This window comes from Protofrankia sp. Cas3, assembly GCF_963555955.1.
In the GTDB taxonomy this organism is placed as follows: Bacteria; Actinomycetota; Actinomycetes; order Frankiales; family Frankiaceae; genus Protofrankia.
This window is the reverse complement of record NZ_CAUVXP010000008.1, coordinates 30143-49208: the sequence shown is the minus strand read 5'-3', so window position 1 is coordinate 49208 and position 19066 is coordinate 30143. Positions and strand designations below refer to the sequence as shown.

Here is a 19066-nt window from a genome sequence, read left to right as displayed (position 1 = left end):
ATCCCGCGATCCCTCCGGTGGCGACCCGTGACGTGGAGCGGCACCGACTCCCCAGCCCCGCCAGCCCGGACGCATGGGACAGGCTGACGCTTGCCGCACGGATGTCCGACCTGGCCCCGATCGGCCTGCTGGTCGTCGACCGCGACCTGCGAGTCTGCTGGATGAACCAGACGATTCTCGCCATCAACGGCCTGTCCCCGGGCGACGTCGGGACCAAGAGCATCGCCGAACTGCTCCCCGGGGTAGAGCCCGAGGCGTGGCATGTGATCCGTCGGGTGCTGGCCACGGGCGAGCCGATCCTCGACGTCGACCTCGCCGGCACCACCCCGGCTACCGGGCCGGACCGGCAGGCCTGGCGCGTCTCCCACTACCCGATCCGCGATCGCGACGGGATCACCAAGGCGGTAGGTGTGGCGGTCGTCGACGTCACCGAGCAGCGCCACGCGGAGGCAGGTCGGGAGGCGGTAGAGCGGCGGTTGCGCCTGCTGAGCCGGGCCAGCGGGCTGGTCGGGGCGTCTCTGGACCTGTCAGCAATCCTGGAAGGGTTGATCGAACTCGTCGTCCCGGAATTCGCCGACGAATCCATCCTCCTGCTGACCGACGAACCTCTCGACACCGCCGCCAGGCCGGACCGGCTGCCGCTGCGCCGCCTGGTGAACGCACGAGTGGCTGGCTTCCCTGAACCACCACCCGGTCTGCAGATCGGTGAGCGGATCGAGTTCGCCAGCCAGACCCCCCACTACCAGGTATTCGCCGTAGGTGAACCACAGCTGCACCAAATGGGCGAGCAGCTCGTGCGTAACCTCGACATCCCCGGTGCGGGTGAGTACTTCAGGCAGATAGGCCTGCGGTCCGTCATCCATGTGCCGTTGCTGGCCGGTGGCAATTTTCACGGGGTGGTCATCTTCGCGGTCGGATCCTCCGGCCGGTCCTACACCGAACACGACGTACAACTCGCGGCGGAGCTGGGCAGCCGGATCTCCAGCGCGATCGCCAACGCCCGCGCCTACGCCCACCAACACACGGCCGCACTCACCCTGCAACGCGGGCTGTTGCCTGGAAACCTGCCCGCGGTCGAGGGCCTGGAACTCGCCTGGCGCTACGAGCCGGGCACCGCCGCCACCGAGGTCGGCGGCGACTGGTTCGACGTCATCGGCCTGTCGGCCGGCCGGGTCGCCCTCGTCATCGGCGACGTCATGGGCCGGGGCCTGACCGCTGCCGCCGTGATGGGACAGGTCCGCGCCGCGGTCCGCGCCTTCGCCGCCCTCGACCTGCCCGCCGCGGACGTACTGACCCACCTCGACGACATCGTCCGATCCATCGACGCCGGCCCCGACGGCGCGCTGGTCAGCTGCATCTACGCCATCTTCGAGCCCGCGACCGCCACCATCACCGTCGCCAACGCCGGCCACCTGCCCCCCGCCCTCGTCGACCCGCACGCAGACGTCCACCTCCTCGACGACGACAGCGGAATCATCCTCGGCGTCGCCGGTCAGCGGCTCACCGAAACCCGTTACCCTTTCCCACCGGGCGCCACCCTCTCTCTTTACACCGACGGGCTCGTCGAATCCCCCACCACCGACATCGCACAAGGCACCCGCCGACTACAGGCCGCACTCGCCGATCCCGCCGGCCTGCACACCACCGCCGACCGCCTCTTCACTCTCATCGACCGGACCGGCGGCTACGACGACGACGCCGCCCTCCTGCTCGTCCACGCCACCACCCCCGCGACCGTCAGCACCCGCCGGCTCCCCCCAGACCCCCGGGCAGCCAAGACCGCCCGCGACGTCACGGTCGCCGCCCTCTACCAGTGGCACCTGGCCGAACACATCGACCTGGTGGAACTCCTCGTCAGCGAACTCGTCACCAATGCCATCCGATACGCGCAGACCCCCAGTCACCTCACCCTGCGCCGCGGCCAGCACGCCCTCTACGTCGAGATCGCCGACAGCGACAGTCGCGTCCCCCGTCTCCTGAACCCCACCCCCGATGACGAAGGCGGCCGCGGCCTCCAACTCGTCGCCGAACTCGCCACCCGCTGGGGCGCCCGCCCCACCCGCACCGGCAAAACCGTCTGGTTCCAACTCGACACACCCGACACAGACCAGGCCAACTCGCTGAAAGCGGGTAGCGAGGCTTTGCCACGGCATCCGTGAGATCGGTTGCACGGGCCCATGCCTGGGGTCGATGATCAGGACGGCGGCGCCGGCCAGCCCGGGGGGATGACTTGTGATCCAGGAGACCCCGTCGCGGCACCACACCCGGGCTCCCACCAGATCATCACTCCCGTCAGACCGCTACGCGCAGGGGTCTGCGCACGCCACTCCCGCCATGGTGGTCCTGACGTGCCTGGTCGGGATGTTCTCGACCACCTTCACGGCCACCGTCCTCACCGTGTCGGTCCGCACGGTCGCCACCGACCTTCACAGCACCGCCGGTGTGATCACCTGGGCGGTGACGGGTGGGATGCTGGCGCAGGCGGTCGCGATGCCGATCCTCGGGCGGGTAGGCGACATCCGCGGTCACCGCCGGACCTTTCTCGTCGGTATAGCCCTGGCCATTGTCTTCTCGGTCCTGTCGGCTCTGGCCTGGAACGCCCTCTCGTTGATCGCCTTTCGGACGGCGGCGCAGCTCGCCGGCGCGGCGACGATCCCCTCATCGTTCGCGATCCTCTTCGAAGCCTTCCCGCCCGCCGAACGGATCCGTCCCTCGGCGTGGGCGTCCGGTGTGCTGGCGGGTGCCTCGGTCAGCGGGCTGGCCATCGGCGGCCTGGTCATCTCATCGATCGGCTGGCGTCCGTTGTTCGCGATCCAGGCCTGTCTGGCCCTGCTCGCGTTCGTGTCAGCAATCAGAGTCTTGCCGGCCGACCGGGGAAACGCCCACCTGTCGTTGGACCGGGCCGGCTCCTTCGTGCTTGCCATGACCGCGTTCGCGCTCACCTTCGGCGTCAACCGGGCGGCCGTCTGGGGCGCACGCCCGGTGGTCATCGGGCTGCTTGCGGCGGTCCCGGTGCTGGCGTGGATCCTGGTGCGGACAGAGCGGCGGGCCGCCGTGCCGGTGATTCCCCTGCAGCTGCTCGCCGAACGCGACATCCGTGCATCCGGAGTCGCCTCATTCATGATCGGCGCGGCGCACCTGGGCAACTTCCTCGTGACGCCGCTTCTTCTGGAGGGGGTCTTCGGGTTGTCCATCGCGGTGACGTCGCTCGTGACGATGGCCCGCACACTGTCCATCTCGCTGTCAGCGCCGTCCGCGAGTCGGCTGGGAAGCCGCTTTGGACCACGCCGGCTCGCCGTCGCAGGAGCCGCCGCCTATGTGGTCGCACTCGGTCTCCTGGCGGCGGGCACACAACTCGCCACCTTGTGGATGGTCATCGTCGGGTTGATGGCCAGCGGGCTGGCTTTCGGGCACGCGCAGCCGCCACTGCTGGTCATCGCGGGCAGCGCGGCGCCGGCCGACAGCTTCGGGCTGTCGATCTCGTTGCAGCAGACCGCGATCCAGATCGGCGCCGTGACGGGCATGAGCCTGCTGTCGGCGATCGTCGCGGACTCCGTGCGTGCCGGGCCGTTCGTCGCCGCATACCTGCTCGGTGCGGCGCTCGCCGTCCTCGGCTGCATCGCAGCCCACTTCTGCTCCCCTACTCCCCTGCTCCCCACGCGCGAGGGCCGGACGCCCCAGGTGGAGCTCCACACCCTCAGCTCAGACGGTGACCTGGACGTTTACACGGGGCCGCTGGGGCGCTGAGAGCGCCCGACAACAGGGGCGTGGACGAAGGAGCGGGGCCGCAATCCATGCGGTGCGACGAGTGGAAGAACGACGTCAGGAGACGCCAGTCTTCGGGCGGAAAATGTATGTCAACCATCCACTCGTGCTGGACCGGCCACCCACCGGCCCCCACCCGCCGGCCCCCACTCGCCGACCTGCACATCCACCACCGCGGCGCATCCGCCTCCCGCCTACTCACCAACATCCACGTCGAGGGTCTGGAGCCCCACACGCGTCAGAGCGCCCGGTCGCGCTCTATGATGCGGGTTGTCCGCAGATAGCCGATGGTGTGACGAGCGTGGTTCTCGAGCTGCCGGAGGCCTGGTGGAATTGCAGAGTGCGGGAGGTCCGGGTGGGCTGCGGGCCCTGGCCGTGAGGTGCGAGGGAGCGGCATGGCGAACCAGGTGCCTTTCACAAACAACTACCGGGACCTGTCGACACGCGAGGGTTACCAGTATGAGTTCTCCTGCCTGCGGTGCGGTAACGGGTACAAGTCCGCGTTCCGGCATTCCGTCACCGGCTTCGGTGGCCGGATCGCGACGATAGGTGGGCGGCTACTCGGCGGCAACATGGGTAACCGGATCGCCGACGCCGGCTGGAACGCCGAGTGGCTGCGTGACTCTACCGCCGGGTCGACCAACGACAGGATGCTGCGCGCTGCCGTCGAAGAGGTCTCCCCCAGCTTCCAGCAGTGCCACCGTTGCGGCCAGTGGGTCTGCAAGCAGGTCTGCTGGAACGGTACCCGCGGCCTGTGCGTGACCTGCGCACCCAAGGTCGACCAGGAGATCGCCGCCCGCCAGGCCTCGGCCCAGGTCCAGCAGATCGACGAACGAGTGCGGCAGGTCGACTGGACCGACGACCTCAACCTGCGCGACCGGGGCACCGGGCTCTGCTCCGGTTGCGGGCAGGAAAGCGGTGGCGGCAGGTTCTGCGCGCACTGTGGGACCGCCCTTGCCGCCGCGCGCCCCAGCAGGTTCTGCGTGAACTGCGGGTCCGGTCTCGGGCCGGGGGTCAGCTTCTGCGGCGAGTGCGGAACAACCGCGTAGCCGCCGGCCGCTACCGATGCGCTACCGACTGATGGGTGCCGACGAGGAACTCCTCGAAGACGGCGAGGCCACCGCGGTCGTGCGTGATCACACGCTCGTGGTCTCGCCGAGGGCAGGCCAGCCGTTGCAGGTCCGGTGCGCCGACATCCTCGGTGTCACCGACGTCGCTGCGGGAGCCCTGCTCCTGCAGTTGGCGGAGGGCCCGATGCTGCTACTGGAGGGCTTGGGTCGGCTGCACGGTCAGGTGCTGGCAGACCTTGTCCAAGCCCGGGCCGAAGATCTCATCCAGACCCTGCTGCTGATGGGCGTCGGGCGACCGGAGCGGTTTGCCGGAGCGCTCGACGGCGTGGACGCTGCGCTGTACCTGTACGACGACGCCCTGATTGCGGTGCCTGACCTCGGCGATCCAGAACAGGTGCCGTACTCGTTCCTTGGTGAGATAGCCGCTGAGGGGTCGGGTTACCACCTCGAGATCGCCACCCTGGACGGACGCAGGCTGGTAATCGCGCGGCTCGGTCGGCGCACCGGCGAGTTCCGCGAGCTCCTGCGCGTCCGAGTCAGCGCGGCCCGGGCACGCAGCGGGCACCTGGTCTCGGCGCTCCTGCCCGGCCTGGGATCGCTGGCCGCCCGTCGGGTCGCCGGCTACCTGGCCGACGGGGTCGCTACCCCGCGCGCCCAACTCGACGGGGTCGACCCGACCATGTTCACCTCGCTCGTCGCTGTCTGCTCCACACCCCGGCAGGCGCGCTGCGTCGACGTACTGGCCACGATCGGCACGCTCTGGTTCGGCCTGCATCAAAGCGTCTCCGTCGAACGGGAAGGCTGGTCGACCGGCCGCGACGACGCCCACCCGATCGGGCCGAGGAACCACGCCGTACCGACCCCGGCGCCAGGCGGATTGGCCGGGGTCGCCCACGGAGGCCTGGTGGATACGATGGGCTCGGCGATGAGCGGGGGGCTTGACGCCGAACCGGACGTCGACGCTGTACTGGCCTATCGCCTGCTCGGCGGGTACGGGCGCGAGGGGGCCGGATTCGGCGGCCAGTCGCTGGGGCATGACCACCAACTGAGACCACGCGCGCAGCCGAACCAGGGACGTGCCCGCGCGCCGTGGACTGATCTCGCAGCGCTCACCGTCAGCGGCGACGCCCCGACGGTCCTCGCTTTCACCTTCTGCGAAACCGCTCGCCACGTGCTGTTCGAGGTCCTCAGCGAGGATGGCCACGCTACCTACGTCTACCGGGCGTACCCCGGCTGTGTCCCCGCACTGAACCAGGCACTCGCGCTGCTCGGGTTCCGGGTCGCGGCGATCTACTCCGATGCCGCGACCGCCGCCTCCCCCTACCGCCAGGCCGTCGAGCGCCTGCCATACCTGCGGGTACTGCGCGAGGCGTTCCTCGGGCGGATCATCCACACGGACGGGTGGGAGCAGCAGGTCCGAGCGTTCATCCGCTGATCTCGCGGTCCTGTGTGGCGGGTGCGGGGCGCCACAATTCGGCGCTGCCATGGCCTGGCACGCCGGGTTCAAAGGGGCTCCGACGTGGCGACACGTCGGAGCTACCCGACCCCGTTAGATGTGAACCGCCTGCATGGCTCTGGGCGGATAGCGGTCACCGGAGACGACGCCAGCGGGTGCGACGGCCTCGATGGCGGTGAGGTCGTCGGCGGTGAGGGCGACGTCCACGGCGGCGGCGTTGTCCTCCAGGTTGGCGATTCGGCGGGTGCCGGGGATGGGCACGATGTCGTCGCCTTGGGCCAGCACCCAGGCGAGCGCGAGCTGGGATGGCGTGACCTCCTTCGCCTTGGCGAGGGCGACGACCCGGTCGACGACGTCGAGGTTGCGGGCGAAGTTCTCCCCCTGGAACCGCGGTGAGGTACGGCGGAAGTCGTCGGGGGCGAGGTCGTCGAGGCTGCGGATCGTCCCGGCAAGGAACCCGCGGCCGAGCGGCGAGTAGGGCACGAAGCCGATGCCCAGCTCACGGACGGTCGCCAGCACGCCGTTGTCCTCAACGTCCCGGCTGAACAGCGAGTACTCGGTTTGGACGGCGGCCAGCGGATGCACCGCGTGCGCGCGGCGGATGGTGTCCGGCGCAGCCTCGGAGATCCCGAGGTAGCGGACCTTGCCAGCGGAGACCAGCTCGGCAAGCGCACCGAAGGTTTCCTCCACCGGCACGGCCGGATCGACCCGGTGCTGGTAATACAGGTCGATGACCTCGACGCCGAGGCGGCGCAGCGACCTGTCGACAGCGCGACGCGCATAGTCGGGGCGGCCGTTGACCCGCCCGGCAAGCCGCCCCTCGTCGTCGACCTCGTTACCGAACTTGGTGGCGAGGACGACCTCGTCCCGCCGGCTGGCGATGGCCGCGCCGACGAGCCGCTCGTTGGTCCATGGCCCGTACATGTCGGCCGTGTCGAGGAAGGTCACGCCGAGATCGAGCGCACGGTGGATCGTGGCCGTTGACTCGGCGTCGTCGCGGGCGCCGTAGAAGGCGCTCATCCCCATGCATCCCAGTCCCTCAGCAGAGACGGCTAGGCCAGCCGTGCCCAAGGTACGCAGCTGCACTGTGGTCACTCCATCGGTTGTGTTCGGCGGATCGTCATCAGCTCAGTGGTCTCCAGCTAACCGCGGCACGGCCAAGGCCGGGTTGACCCGGCCCGACCCGGGGTCGGACCGACCGTAGTTCTCCTAGGACCAGCTTCGCGCCGCCCGCCGGCTCACCCCGGCGGGGACAATAGGCCGCATGGACCGACGGGATGAGTTGCGGGAGTTCCTGCGGGCACGGCGGTCGCGGTTACGTCCCGGCGACGGCGACATACCCGCGTTCGCCGGAGCCCGTCGCGTTCCCGGACTGCGTCGCGAGGAACTCGCTCTGCTCGCCGGCATCAGCGTGGACTACTACGTCCGCCTCGAGCAGGGTCGCGTCGCGAACCCCGGAGAGACGGTCCTCGATGCGCTGGCCCAGGCGTTGCAACTCGACGACGCCGAACGGGATCACCTGTTCCACCTCGCCCGCCCGGCGCGGAGCCGCCCGCGACCGGTGGCGCCACAACGGGTCCGCCCGACGCTACGGGTGATGCTTGAGCAGATGTCGGGCACACCCGCGTTCATCACCGGCCGGCGCTCCGACGTCCTCGCCTGGAATCGGCTCGCCGCCGCCCTCATCACTGACTTCGACGCGATCCCGGCCGTCCAGCGGAACATGTGCCGGTTCATGTTTCTTGACGAGATGGCGCGGTCGCTCTACCGGGAATGGGAGAAGGTCGCCCGCGTATCGGTCAACGTGCTGCGCCTACGCGCCGGGCAGTACCCGCACGACCCGGAGCTCGCGTCCCTGGTCGGTGAGCTGTCGGTGCACAGCCCCGAGTTCCGGCGCTGGTGGGCCGACCATCAGGTAGCTGAACGCACCCACGGCACGAAGGCCTACCAGCATCCGCTCGTCGGCGAGCTGACTGTCGCGTACGAAAACTTCCGCCTCGCCGACAACGGCGAGCTGACCCTCACCGTCTACAGCGCCCCGCCCGGCTCACCGTCTCGCGCGGCACTCGACATGCTCGCCAGCCTCACCAGCCCAGGCCCAACTGCAGCCGCAAGCCCGGCTCCGACCGACAGCACCGCAGCGGCGGCGCCAACAGACGGACTGTCTTACGCCACCGCGCAGAACCGGGCCGGCGGAGCCGCGATCGGTCGTCCCTAGAACGAATCCGCGGAGTTCAGGCTCTGGTATACGCTGACCTCAGGTGGCGCGGATACTCCGGCGGCCTGCATGAGTCCGGGGATCTCGGTCTGGTTCGCGAAGAAATTCTGGAACGCCTCCACGCTTTCCCATTCGTCGACCGCCAGCACATGGTCCTCGCCGGCCACAAACCGGTGGTGCAGGCAACCCTGCGCCTTGCCGTCGCTGGATACCGCCGCGAATTCTGCCGCCCGTTCGCGGTGCGCTTCTCCGAACATCGTCGGATCCACGACAAACTTGACGATCACTGTTACCGACATTTTCTACCCCCGTGTTCAAGGCGGCGACCGGGCCGCCGGACCCACCAGCGTTCTGGTGCCTCCGCACCTTAGGGCAAGCCGTACCAGGTTATCAACACGGGCGTGCGTTCTCGTACAATCGGCGACCAGGCGAACACAGAACCGCCGCCGTGGTCCATTCCCTGCCGAGACCGAGCGGGTGGACTGTGATCAGGGGATGGACTGTGATCAGAGGGTGGCCGTCGGCCTGAGGCGACGTGCCATCTACGGCAGGAGCCGCCAGCGTCTGCCCGCCAGCCACGTCAAACCGGCTATCGCGCTGGGCGCCGGACGGGTGCTGGTAGTGGGTACCGAGCCGATCCGCAACCCCGAGGTTCCGCCCGGCGGTCGCCCGCCGCAGGAACCCGCGGTACAAGATTCCGCCGCACCGATGTTGAAGGCTGTACGGAAGAGGTCCTGGCGAATCGTTTGTCCGGCGCACGATTTCTGCTGGACCCTGAACTGGTGCTTCTTCGCACCCTGCTTGGTCCGCTCCCGAGTAGCAACGATATCCTCAGCTACCTGCTCTTCGAACCGGACTTCGTCGACACCGTGATTCAGCTGGGCAGCGACGATGCGAAAACAATCCTCAAACAAGTACTCTCCACGCCGAACCCGGAAAAAATTTCTGGCTGACGACGGAGTTCCCGTGAACCGGAGCGCCGCAGGAATTTCTGGGGTGTTTCGGTGGAGGTCATTCATTCGTGTCAGCGGACTTATCGGCCAGGTGCCGGCTCAGCCGTCGGATCGCCTGTTCCAGGTCGGGCAGGTCGTGGTCGACGGTGGCCTGCAGGATCGCGTGCGAGGTGTCGAAGTAGCGGTGGGCCAGGTGATCGCGCATTCGTGCGATCTGCTTCCAGGGGATGTCCGGTTCGGTGACGAGCAGGTCAGTGGGTAGAGCTTTGACGGCCTCCCCGATCTCGAGGAGTCGGATTCGGACCGCGTCGAAGACCAGACCATCCGAGAGGTTGCCGCGCTGCAGGTGGGAACCGATCGCCTCGATCGCGGCGAGGATGTCGGACACCCGCTGACGGTCCCGGTAGGTCACAGCGCCACCTGTTCGCGCTCGACCCGCGCGCGGACCTCGGGCTTGAGGTCCTGCGCCGGGACCAGGTCGACCGGGACACCGAGAATGGTCTCCAACGCGTCCTGCACGCGACCGAGCCCGAGCAGTCCCAGATCGGCGGGCAGGTCGGCGAGTAGGTCCACGTCGCTGTCAGGGCGGTCCTGCCCGCGGGCCACACTGCCGAACACCCGCAGGTTCGACACCCTGTGCGCTGCGGCGGCCGCGATCAGCTCCCGCCGGTGGTGACGGACCACGCGCCCGATCGGCCCAGACAGCATCTGTAGCTGGTGCGGCGGTCTGCGAATTCCCACGGTGAGCTCGAACCCGGACGCCTCGATCAGCGCAGCCAGCGTCGACACGGCCGGCTGCCGGTGCCCGGACTCGTAGGCGCTGATCACGCTCTGCGTCACTCCCGCGCGGGCCGCCAGCTCGATCTGAGTCAACCCCGCCCGGCGACGCGCGTCTCGAAGCACCGTTGCCGCCACGTCACCGGAAGAGAGCACGCCCCCGATAATATCGCGAATCGTCGATATTGAACAAGCTGGTGAGTCGCTGAGGACGGGCCTGCGCCTGACCCGCTGCCGGGCCACGTCTGCGACGGGGGGCCGGGTCACGATGGCTGACGGTGACGGCCACGGTGAACTACCCGGCCCGGTCACGGCCCAGAACGCCACCCAGCGGTGTGACGGCATCCCTGGCCGGCAGCTCAGCTGGCCCGGACCACTGGCCTCAAGTATCACGTACTGGGGGGCTTCGGGCCTGTTCATGACGCGCCGCACGGCATCGAATAGATCATCACGGATCGTGCAGCAGACACACCCGTTCGCCAGGCTGACGACCGCACAGTCGTCCGCACCCACTGGAACGGCCTGTTCGCGCTCGGCGCACCCGACGGTGTGGTCGTCAACGTCACCAAGGACGCGAGGTGGAAGGTCCCGACACCGACACACACGGTTTCCGATCTCATCGACCGGGTAACACTCGCCAGAGAGATCCCCGACGAGCGCTACGTCCCGGCGGACGTGCGGCGCCGTGCCGTGCGGACGTTTCCACAGAGCCTGGTCGGCGAACCAGCCCCGCTCGGCGAACGGGCCCCTCGGTGACCAATGGTGACTGGCGCTGCCCCCCCGGGCGTAACGAAAACCGCACACCGTCGGATGGGCTTGGCCTCACATCACGGTGACGACGACCTTGCCGCGGGCGTGTCCCTGCTCCACGTGGCGCAGGCCCTCGGCCGTGTCGGCCAGCGGATACGTTCGGTCGACGACCGGCGTGAGCGTCCCATCCTCAATGAGCCCGGTGAGGGCGAGCAGCTCCGCCCGGTCCTCCCGGGTCGGGAGGATCCGCAGGCGCTGTCGGACGAAACCATTGACCACGACCGCCCGCAGCATGGGGCCCACCGCCCCGACCACGCGGCCCGGTGAGCCGCCGGCGTTGAGCACGAGGGTCCCCGTCGGGGTCAACGCCCGGCGCAGCCGGCGCAGCGGCCGGTTGCCCACGTTGTCGAGGATCACGTCGTAGTGCGCGTGCCGGTCGGTGAAGTCCTCCGCCGTGTAGTCGACGACGTGTGCGGCACCGATCGAGCGCACCAACTCGACGTTGCCGGTGCTGCACACCCCGGTGACCTCCGCGCCCAGCGCCGCCGCGATCTGGACGGCGTACGTACCGACGCCGCCGGCGGCCCCGTTGACCAGCACCTGATGTCCGGCCCGCACCTCACCCACGTCCCGGATCCCCCGCAGTGCGGTCGCCGCCGCCACCGGGACCGCCGCCGCCTGCTCGAAGGTCAGGCCCGCCGGCTTGGGCACCACCTTGTCCGCCTCGGCGCGGGCGTATTCGGCGAACGCGCCCGGACAGAAGCCGAGCACCTCGTCGCCAGCCTGCAGCCCACGCACGTTCGCGCCGACCGCCTCCACCCGGCCCGCCGCGTCGAGCCCGGCCACCCGGTACTTCGGCCTGGTCAGGCCTACTCCCATGAGCCGCGCGACGAGGGGGTCGCCGCGCAGCATGTGCCAGTCGTACGGGTTCAGTGCGGCGGCGTGCACCCGAACCAGCACGTCGTCGGCCCCGATCTCGGGCAGGTCGGTGTCCACCAGCCGCAGGACGTCCGGCGGGCCGAACCGTTCCTGGACGATCGCCTTCATCAGGTCTCCTCCTGTCGTCACGCCATATGTGATGGTTAAGAGCGACCGGCAATAGGGGACGCGGCGTCGCGGGGCTGGGGCACGCACCTCGCGTCGTTGTCGTCGGTCGACACCCAACACCAGGGTGCCTCCCTCCTCCGCCTCGCGATCTACGTGCCCCAGCCCCGCTCCTTCATCCACGCCCCTATTGCCGGGCGCTCTAACGCTAAACCGGCGTAACGGTCCGGCGCGGTGGGGCTACCCCCACCGTTGCGTGGCCGCGCGGGCGGCTGCGGACCGGACCACACGAACGCCGGCGACGTTATTACGTCAGGCGCTTCGAGCACGGAAAAACTGGTTCGAGCGGCCGGCGCCGGTCGTGCCATCATCACGGCATGCCCGTTGCCGCGCCCCAAACCGAGTACGGCGACCGTGAACTGGCGTTGGCCGGGGAGATCCTGCGCACGGTCGTCGGTTCCGGCGTGCACGGCATCGCCATCGAGGGCACCGACGACCACGACGAGATGGGCGTCTTCATCGAACCCCCGGCCTATCTGATGGGGCTCGGTAAGCCGTCCGACCACTACGTGTTCCGGACCCAGCCCGAGGGCGCACGCTCCGGTCCCGGCGACACCGACCTGGTGATCTACTCGCTGCGGAAGTATCTGCGGCTGGCGACAAAGGGCAACCCGACGGCGCTGCTACCGCTGTACGCGCCGGCCGACACGGTGCTGGTCGTCACCCCGCTGGGCGAGGAACTGCGCAGGTTGGTTCCGGCCATGCTCTCGCAGCAGGCGGTGCGCCGGTTCCTGGGTTACCTGGACTCCCAGCTCAATCGACTGGTCGGCCGCGGACCGCGACGCGGGACACCCAACCGACCGGAACTGGTGGCCCGGTTCGGCTACGACGTCAAATACGCATCCCACGCTCTACGGTTGGCCTACCAAGGCAGGGAGGTCGCCCGCGACGGACGGCTGACCTTGCCGATGCCCGAACCGGAACGGCAACGCGTCCTGCAGGTCAAACGCGGGGAGGTCCGCGAACTCGGCGCCGTGCTGGACGAAATCGCCGACGTCCAGTCTCAGGTGGAGAACCTCCTCGCGGCCGGCCGAACACCATTGCCGGCCCAACCGGATCTGGCGACCGTGCAGGAATGGTGCGTCGAGGCTCATCGACAGCACTGGGGCTGGACCTGATCCACGGTAAACAGCGGTGACGGCCGCCGACCGGGGGTCGATGTGATGGGCGGCGGGTGACCTCATCCGCGGCCGGTGCGCGCGACTGGTCCACGCCGATCCGAAGGGGACGTCACTTTGGGCATGCCTCGTCTCGGACATCACCGATCAAATTGCCTGCTGATCGTAATATTACGTACGTCAGACTACAGTCTAGGATGGGGTGCAGGGCAATGGCCTTGCAAAGCGAATGGAGGAGCCCGGTGGCGCGCTACGACAAGGAGCACAAGCAGGCGACGCGGCAGCGGATCATCGAGACGGCGGGCTATCGGTTCAAGCAGGACGGCATCGACGGCTCCGGCGTCGCCACGCTGATGGCGGACGCGGGGCTGACCAACGGTGCGTTCTACGCCCACTTCGCGTCCAAGGAGGACCTCGTCGCGAACGTCGTCGCTGACCAGCTCGGTACACAGACCGCGAGGTTCAGCACGCTGGCGCCCGGCCGAGCGGGGCTGGAGGGGTTCGTACGCGACTACCTCTCGCCTCAGCACCGGGACAACCCCGGCACCGGATGCCCGTCTGCCGCCCTGCTCGACGAGATCGGGCGCTGCGCGACCGCAACCAAGCACGCCTACACCGACGGTACGCGGGCCATGGTGGACGAGATCGCCGCCCGTCTGGCTCCTGACGATCCGCAGTCCGCACGCGGAAAGACGCTCGGGCTCTTCACGATGATGGTGGGAACGATGCAGCTGTCCCGCGCCCTGTCCGACCCGAGGTTCGCCGACGAGGTCCTCGAACAGGGCATCCAGAACGCCCTCGCATTCATACGCTGAGCAATACGCATGGCGCTCCGCGGCGGAACGCGCACGGCTCAACCGCGCGAGAGCTGACGACCGACCGTCCGGATTCTGCGAGGCCGGCCCCCTCGACCGCGACTGGCGGGAGCGACTGGCGGGAGCGAAAGGGCCGCCTCCCCTCCGGCTCTACCGCTCGAGGAATTCGAGGGCCTTTTCGACGAACTGCCCGTGGAACTGGAAGATGCCGCCGTGCCCGGCGTCGGGGTAGATCACCAGCTCACTGTCCGGCAGGCGTCGAGCCAGGTCGGCCGAGTTCTTCGTCGGCACCATCCTGTCGCTCTCGCCGTTCGCGACGAGCACGGGCTGGCGAATGACGGAGAGGTCGGATGGCCGCTCCAGTCCCCAGCGGTGGATGGCCTTGAGCTGTGCGCCGTAGGACTTGAGGGAGATCGCCTTGTCTCGGTTGTCGGTGCGCTCCTTCAAGCGTGCCAGGAACTCCTTGCCGGCCCGACGCCCGTTGGGAGTCCTGGTGAAGAAGAGGAACTGCTTCGGGTCCTGCAACGTGAGCAGCCCGCGGATGGTGTCGAGATGCGACAGCTTGGTGACGTTCTTGATGCCCTCGCCGCCGGCGGGCCCCGTGCCCGCGAGGATCAGCGTGCGGACGAGCTGAGGTTCGTCCTGAGCGATCACCTGGGCGATCATGCCGCCCATGGAGAAGCCGAGGATGTCGACCTTGTCCAGACCCAGCGCCCGGATGAAGGTGACGGCGTCCGTCGCCATCGCCTGGATGGTGTTCGGCGTCGAGCCGGTGGACGCGCCGACGCCCCGGTTGTCGAACGTGAGGACCCGGTGTTTCGCGGCGATGCCGTCGACGACCCGAGGGTCCCAGTTGTCGAGGACCGCGGCCAGGTGGGTCAGGAAGACCACCGGGATGCCGGTCTTCGGGCCGAGCTCCCGGTAGGCGAAATCCACGCCACCGGCGGAGACGGTGCGGGTTGATGCGTTCTGGCACGATGTCACCACGTCGTCTCGTGTTCCTTGTCTGTTATTCATGGCCAGGTCCTTCTATGGGTGGGCTTCTGTGAGCATTGTGTGCCACGCCCCTCGAGCCACGCCCCTCGAGAAGAGCGAGGGCGCAGTGCAGTCAGTCCGCGAGGAAGAGGTTCACCTGCGCGACGAACTCGTCGATGTGCTGGAACAGGAAGGCATGGCCAGCATCGCTGTAAAGAACGAGGGTGGAGTCGGGGACCTGCTCGACCGCCTTGTAGGAGGCGATGGCGGGGATCATCACGTCGTGGATCCCGTTGGCATACAGGACCGGCTGGCTGATCGCCTGCAGCTCGGACTTGAGCTGGTCCCAATTCACGGCCAGGAGGCGGGCGACAGCGGCAAGTTGGCCGCGGGCAGCCTCCTCGGTCACCGCGGGGCCACCTTCGAGGCGCTTTGAGACCTTCGCGAGGTGCTCGAGCCCGGATGCGCGGGCCTGTTCGGTCTCGGGGTAGAAGAGGTAGAGCAGGTCTTCGGCGTCCGCGTCCGGCTTGGCCATGATGGAGAGCACCCGCTCGCTCATATCCGGGGTGCCCGGCGCCGCGCCCGGCCCGCTGCTACCCGCGACGATGATCTTGCGTACGAGGTCGGGCCGGCGCAGGGCGACGTGGTGCGCCACGATGCCACCGAGTGACCAGCCGAGCAGGTCGACCTGCGTCAGGCCGAGAGCATCGATGAACTCGATCGCACCCTCGGCGAACCCCTCGGAGGTGTCGCGAGGCTCACCGCTGGTGTACCCGATGCCGACGTTGTCGAACAGGATGACGTCGCGGTCCTGGGTGAGGCGGTCGATGAACTCCGGGTCCCACCAGTCGATGGTGCCGCGGAACCGCATGAGCAGGACAAGCGGCACACCACCCTGCGGGCCCGTGCGCCGGTAGGTGAACACCGTGGAGGGGCCGGCGGCAGTGTGGTTCTCGAGGGTGTCAGCCATGTAGGTCGTCATGAGTCTCTCTTCCCTGTTGTCTCCCAGGCTGTGACGGCAGTCTGAAGGTTCGACGGGCGCAGGCCGTGGGAATGGGTCCCTGTGCGGTCGAGCCTCTCGTCATCGCATGTCACTGATTGAAGTATGTCTGTAATTCTATCACGCCGCAAGTCGGCGAACCGAACGAGATGAAGAGAGCAGGAGGACATGAAGGCCTTCATCGTCGAGCGCTACCGCAAGGACGGCCTTCGAGCTGCCGAGGTCCCAGAACCCGAGCTGGGAGACGGCGACGTCCTGGTCCGGGTCCGCGCCGCCGGCGTCAACCCGCTGGACTCGAAGATCCGGGACGGCGAGTTCAAGCGCATCCTGCCCTACCGTCCGCCGTTCGTGCTCGGGCACGACGTCGCAGGCGTCGTCACGCGCGTCGGACCCGCGGTGCGGAGGTTCACAGTGGGCGACGAAGTCTACGCCCGGCCCGGGAAGGACCACATCGGGACGTTCGCGGAGTTCATCGCGATCGACCAGGACGACGTCGCGCTCAAGCCGGCCGCGCTGTCCATGCAGGAAGCGGCCGCGGTGCCCCTGGTCGGCCTCACCGCATGGCAGGCACTCGTCGAGCGAGCGAACGTGACCGCCGGCCAGAAGGTCCTCATCCACGCCGGCTCCGGCGGCGTGGGGACGATGGCGATCCAGCTCGCCAAACAGCTGGGCGCGACCGTCGCGACGACCACGAGCACTGCGAACGTGGACTGGGTGAAGAGCCTCGGCGCCGACGTCGTCGTCGACTACAAACAAGAGGACTTTGCCACGGTCCTCTTCGACTACGACGTCGTCCTGGACTCACTGGGCGGCAAGACGCTCGAGAAGTCGTTGACGGTGGTGAAGCCCGGCGGGCTGGTGATCGGCATCGGCGGCCCGCCGGATCCCGACTTCGCGAAGGAGATCGGAGCTTCAACATTCCTGCGCGTGGCCATGACCCTGCTGAGCCGCCGCATCCGGCGGCAGGCGAAGCGGCGGGGCGTGCGGTACTCGTTCTTGTTCATGCGGGCCAGCGGGACGCAGCTGCGAGAGCTCACCACGCTTATCGACGCCGGACACCTGCGCCCGGTCGTGGACCGGGTGTTCCCGTTCGACGCGACGCTCGAGGCGGTCGCGTACGTCGACCAGGGCCGCGCCAAGGGCAAGGTCGTCGTCACGCTGGCCTAGCTCGACACCTGTCGCCAGAAACCTGATGGCCTGACCTGGACGTCCAGCGGTTCGCATGTCCTGAACTATCGATCTTAGTAACTTTGGTGTTACATCGCTGGGCTTCTGGCCTGCGCTTCCACGAGACTGCCTCCATCCGTTGCGCTCGACCAAGTAGTCGGCCGCGCCTCGGTCTTACCGCCTGTTTCCCGGAAGCTGGCGGCGTCGAGAAGGTCCTAGTACACTGATGTACTGAACCTTCCTTGATCCGAAGGGGCCGTCGGTGAGCTATCAGCTGGCGATGGTCGACGAGGTCAGGGAATGGTTGCATACGCTGCGCCGGGCAGACCGAACGACCGCGATCGGTGTAGGCCAGGCGCTGGCCGCCCTCCTGGCGGAGGGGCCTGGCCTCGGACGGCCGCTGGTCGATCGGATCAAAGGCTCGCGGATACACAACCTGAAAGAACTCCGCCCCGGCTCGACCGGGACGAGCGAGGTCCGTGTCCTGTTCGTGTTCGATCCGGAGCGTCGAGCGGTCCTACTCGTCGCGGGCGACAAGGCGGGCGAATGGTCCGCCTGGTACCGGCGGGCGATACCGCTGGCCGAAGCCCGGTACGCCGTCTACCTCAAGGAGCGTGACCAGTGAGCGCGGTTCACGACTACGACAGGGACAGCTTCCTCGCGGAGTTCTTCCCCGACGACGCCGACCGCCACGAAGTCGAATCCGGCGCCAGCCGACTCGTTGCCGAGAACCGCGCCCATCGACTTGCCGAGATGCGTCGCCGGCTGGGCCTGACCCAGGCGGACGTCGCCGACCGGATGCACGTCCGCCAAGAACGCGTCTCCGCGATCGAGCGGGCCACCGTCGATGCCAGCGAGCTGCGCACACTCGCCGCCTACGTCAAGGCTCTCGGCGGACGCCTGGAGATCATCGCCGACTTCGGCGGTGAACGACTCGTCATCGGCTGAACACCACAGACCCGCCCCGGCCCCTCGCGCCCTCACCTTCGAGCGGCCGGGTCACGTTGATTTTCCCTCTAACGAACCACCCCACGCCGATGGATCAACAAGAATCGGCGTCAAATAGCCTCGACCAGGGCCTGTCTGATAGATCTTCGATCGCGCGGATCGATGCCCAAAAGGCGTCCCGCCGCCTTGTCGTCGTCACCGACGATATCCATCAGGCAGGCCCTAACTGCGCTGTCCCCCGTCGACGATGTTCCACGCACGTGCTGGCGTTGGAGCAAAAAATGGTCAGGGATTCTCGTGAGGTCGCCGGGCCGGCGAGCAATTGTCAGAACTTGTGGATGAGGTTCGTGGCTCAGGAGATCGGCCGTGCGGTGCGAAGGTGAGGGTGGAGGCGCTCATCGTCCATTCCAGGCCGTCGAGGCCGCCGCCGAGATACGTGGCGGATCGAGGGGAAGCGGCGGTGACGATTAGGTTGTTAAGCGGGGTCAGGAATCCGGCTACGCAATGAGGTTGGCGGTGGCCTCCAGGGGGCGCAGCAGTTCCGCCATCGTGAAGCGGTTGATCCCGTCAGGGCCGTACGCCTCGGCCGGGTGGCCGGTGGAGATGTGGAGATGGCGAAGCGCAGGGTCTTGCCGTGCAGTGCGGTGCCGCCCTCGCCGAAGGCCCAGCCGTACGTGAGGACCTCGTCCAGCCACAGCTTCAGCAGCGAGGGCGTCGAGTACCACTGGAAGGGGAACTGGAGTGTCACCGAGTCATGTGCGAGCAGCAGCCGCTGCTCGCGAGCGACGTCGATACGGAAGTCCGGGTAGGCGGCGTAAAGGTCGTGGACGGTTACGTGCTCTTCCTGGCGTGCGACGTCGGCCAGGGCGGCGTTGACCCGGGAGTTGGACAGGTTCGGGTGAGCGAGCAGGACCAGGGTTTTGGCGGTGTTCGGCATGGGGGATATTTCT

20 protein-coding genes and 1 pseudogene are annotated in these 19066 nt (G+C 68.2%); 12 read left to right on the top strand and 9 right to left on the bottom strand.

Going from position 1 to position 19066, the window contains the following annotated elements; genetic code table 11:
• The first annotated feature begins 17 nt into the window (after positions 1-17).
• The 4 genes from U9983_RS03170 (at position 18) to U9983_RS03155 (ending at position 6270) form a co-directional block, all read left to right on the top strand.
• Positions 18-2159 (top strand): SpoIIE family protein phosphatase, encoded by a 2142-nt coding sequence (locus tag U9983_RS03170; protein ID WP_322752571.1) that lies wholly within the window; start codon positions 18-20, stop codon positions 2157-2159.
• Between the two features lie 73 nt (positions 2160-2232).
• Complete coding sequence (locus tag U9983_RS03165; protein WP_322752570.1) at positions 2233-3747, top strand: MFS transporter; 1515 nt, start codon at positions 2233-2235, stop codon at positions 3745-3747.
• A 413-nt stretch (positions 3748-4160) separates the two neighbouring features.
• Complete coding sequence (locus U9983_RS03160) at positions 4161-4814, top strand: zinc ribbon domain-containing protein (protein WP_322752569.1); 654 nt, start codon at positions 4161-4163, stop codon at positions 4812-4814.
• A 16-nt stretch (positions 4815-4830) separates the two neighbouring features.
• A complete protein-coding gene (locus tag U9983_RS03155) occupies positions 4831-6270 on the top strand; it encodes a hypothetical protein (RefSeq protein ID WP_322752568.1) in 1440 nt (479 codons plus the stop codon).
• A gap of 114 nt (positions 6271-6384) precedes the next feature.
• On the opposite strand, the gene U9983_RS03150 is transcribed toward U9983_RS03155, so the two are convergent.
• Positions 6385-7377: an aldo/keto reductase gene (locus U9983_RS03150; protein WP_322752593.1), complete on the bottom strand. Its 993-nt coding sequence runs from the start codon at positions 7375-7377 to the stop codon at positions 6385-6387.
• A 178-nt stretch (positions 7378-7555) separates the two neighbouring features.
• On the opposite strand from U9983_RS03150, the gene U9983_RS03145 reads away from it, so the two are divergent.
• The gene (locus U9983_RS03145; RefSeq protein ID WP_322752567.1) at positions 7556-8509 is read left to right on the top strand and encodes a helix-turn-helix transcriptional regulator; all 954 of its coding nucleotides are present in this window, start codon (positions 7556-7558) and stop codon (positions 8507-8509) included.
• Here the strand turns inward: U9983_RS03145 and U9983_RS03140 are convergent.
• Positions 8506-8796, bottom strand: coding sequence for a hypothetical protein (locus U9983_RS03140; protein WP_322752566.1), 291 nt, complete (start codon positions 8794-8796; stop codon positions 8506-8508). The two genes, U9983_RS03145 and U9983_RS03140, sit on opposite strands and share 4 nt — an antisense overlap.
• A 459-nt stretch (positions 8797-9255) precedes the next feature.
• Here U9983_RS03140 and U9983_RS03135 point away from each other — a divergent pair, with 459 nt between their 5' ends.
• A complete protein-coding gene (locus U9983_RS03135) occupies positions 9256-9462 on the top strand; it encodes a hypothetical protein (RefSeq protein WP_322752565.1) in 207 nt (68 codons plus the stop codon).
• 58 nt (positions 9463-9520) lie between these two features.
• Here the strand turns inward: U9983_RS03135 and U9983_RS03130 are convergent, their stop codons facing one another.
• From U9983_RS03130 to U9983_RS27690, 3 genes and pseudogenes are all read right to left on the bottom strand, one after another.
• Positions 9521-9874, bottom strand: a complete 354-nt coding sequence (locus U9983_RS03130) for a DUF86 domain-containing protein (RefSeq protein WP_322752564.1) — start codon at positions 9872-9874, stop codon at positions 9521-9523.
• Positions 9871-10395 (bottom strand): helix-turn-helix domain-containing protein, encoded by a 525-nt coding sequence (locus U9983_RS03125; RefSeq protein WP_322750637.1) that lies wholly within the window; start codon positions 10393-10395, stop codon positions 9871-9873. The genes U9983_RS03130 and U9983_RS03125 overlap by 4 nt, the downstream gene beginning before the upstream one ends.
• Before the next feature lie 228 nt (positions 10396-10623).
• Positions 10624-10752: pseudogene (locus tag U9983_RS27690) on the bottom strand (GTP-binding protein); the annotation flags it as partial.
• A 36-nt stretch (positions 10753-10788) separates the two neighbouring features.
• On the opposite strand from U9983_RS27690, the gene U9983_RS03120 reads away from it, so the two are divergent.
• Entirely contained in the window at positions 10789-10995 is a 207-nt protein-coding gene (locus tag U9983_RS03120; RefSeq protein ID WP_322752563.1) for a hypothetical protein, read from the top strand.
• A 66-nt stretch (positions 10996-11061) separates the two neighbouring features.
• Here U9983_RS03120 and U9983_RS03115 read toward each other — a convergent pair whose 3' ends face one another.
• Positions 11062-12036 (bottom strand): NAD(P)-dependent alcohol dehydrogenase, encoded by a 975-nt coding sequence (locus U9983_RS03115; protein WP_322752562.1) that lies wholly within the window; start codon positions 12034-12036, stop codon positions 11062-11064.
• A gap of 374 nt (positions 12037-12410) precedes the next feature.
• On the opposite strand from U9983_RS03115, the gene U9983_RS03110 reads away from it, so the two are divergent.
• Positions 12411-13211: a DNA polymerase beta superfamily protein gene (locus U9983_RS03110; RefSeq protein ID WP_322752561.1), complete on the top strand. Its 801-nt coding sequence runs from the start codon at positions 12411-12413 to the stop codon at positions 13209-13211.
• Positions 13212-13453: 242 nt separating this feature from the next.
• Positions 13454-14026 carry a TetR/AcrR family transcriptional regulator gene (locus U9983_RS03105; protein ID WP_322752560.1) on the top strand — a complete coding sequence of 191 codons (573 nt, stop codon included), beginning with the start codon at positions 13454-13456 and terminating at the stop codon, positions 14024-14026.
• A gap of 150 nt (positions 14027-14176) precedes the next feature.
• On the opposite strand, the gene U9983_RS03100 is transcribed toward U9983_RS03105, so the two are convergent.
• Both U9983_RS03100 and U9983_RS03095 read right to left on the bottom strand, forming a co-directional pair.
• Positions 14177-15043 (bottom strand): alpha/beta hydrolase, encoded by an 867-nt coding sequence (locus U9983_RS03100; RefSeq protein ID WP_322752559.1) that lies wholly within the window; start codon positions 15041-15043, stop codon positions 14177-14179.
• Positions 15044-15134: 91 nt separating this feature from the next.
• Entirely contained in the window at positions 15135-15983 is an 849-nt protein-coding gene (locus tag U9983_RS03095) for an alpha/beta hydrolase (RefSeq protein ID WP_322752558.1), read from the bottom strand.
• A gap of 186 nt (positions 15984-16169) precedes the next feature.
• Between U9983_RS03095 and U9983_RS03090 the strand changes: the two genes are divergently transcribed.
• The 3 genes from U9983_RS03090 (at position 16170) to U9983_RS03080 (ending at position 18116) form a co-directional block, all read left to right on the top strand.
• Positions 16170-17168, top strand: coding sequence for an NADP-dependent oxidoreductase (locus U9983_RS03090; protein WP_322752557.1), 999 nt, complete (start codon positions 16170-16172; stop codon positions 17166-17168).
• Between the two features lie 280 nt (positions 17169-17448).
• Positions 17449-17793, top strand: coding sequence for a type II toxin-antitoxin system RelE/ParE family toxin (locus tag U9983_RS03085; protein WP_416211264.1), 345 nt, complete (start codon positions 17449-17451; stop codon positions 17791-17793).
• Positions 17790-18116: a helix-turn-helix transcriptional regulator gene (locus tag U9983_RS03080; protein WP_322750647.1), complete on the top strand. Its 327-nt coding sequence runs from the start codon at positions 17790-17792 to the stop codon at positions 18114-18116. The genes U9983_RS03085 and U9983_RS03080 overlap by 4 nt, the downstream gene beginning before the upstream one ends.
• Before the next feature lie 475 nt (positions 18117-18591).
• Here U9983_RS03080 and U9983_RS03075 read toward each other — a convergent pair whose 3' ends face one another.
• Entirely contained in the window at positions 18592-19053 is a 462-nt protein-coding gene (locus U9983_RS03075) for an NAD(P)H-dependent oxidoreductase (protein WP_322752555.1), read from the bottom strand.
• Positions 19054-19066 lie beyond the last annotated feature (13 nt).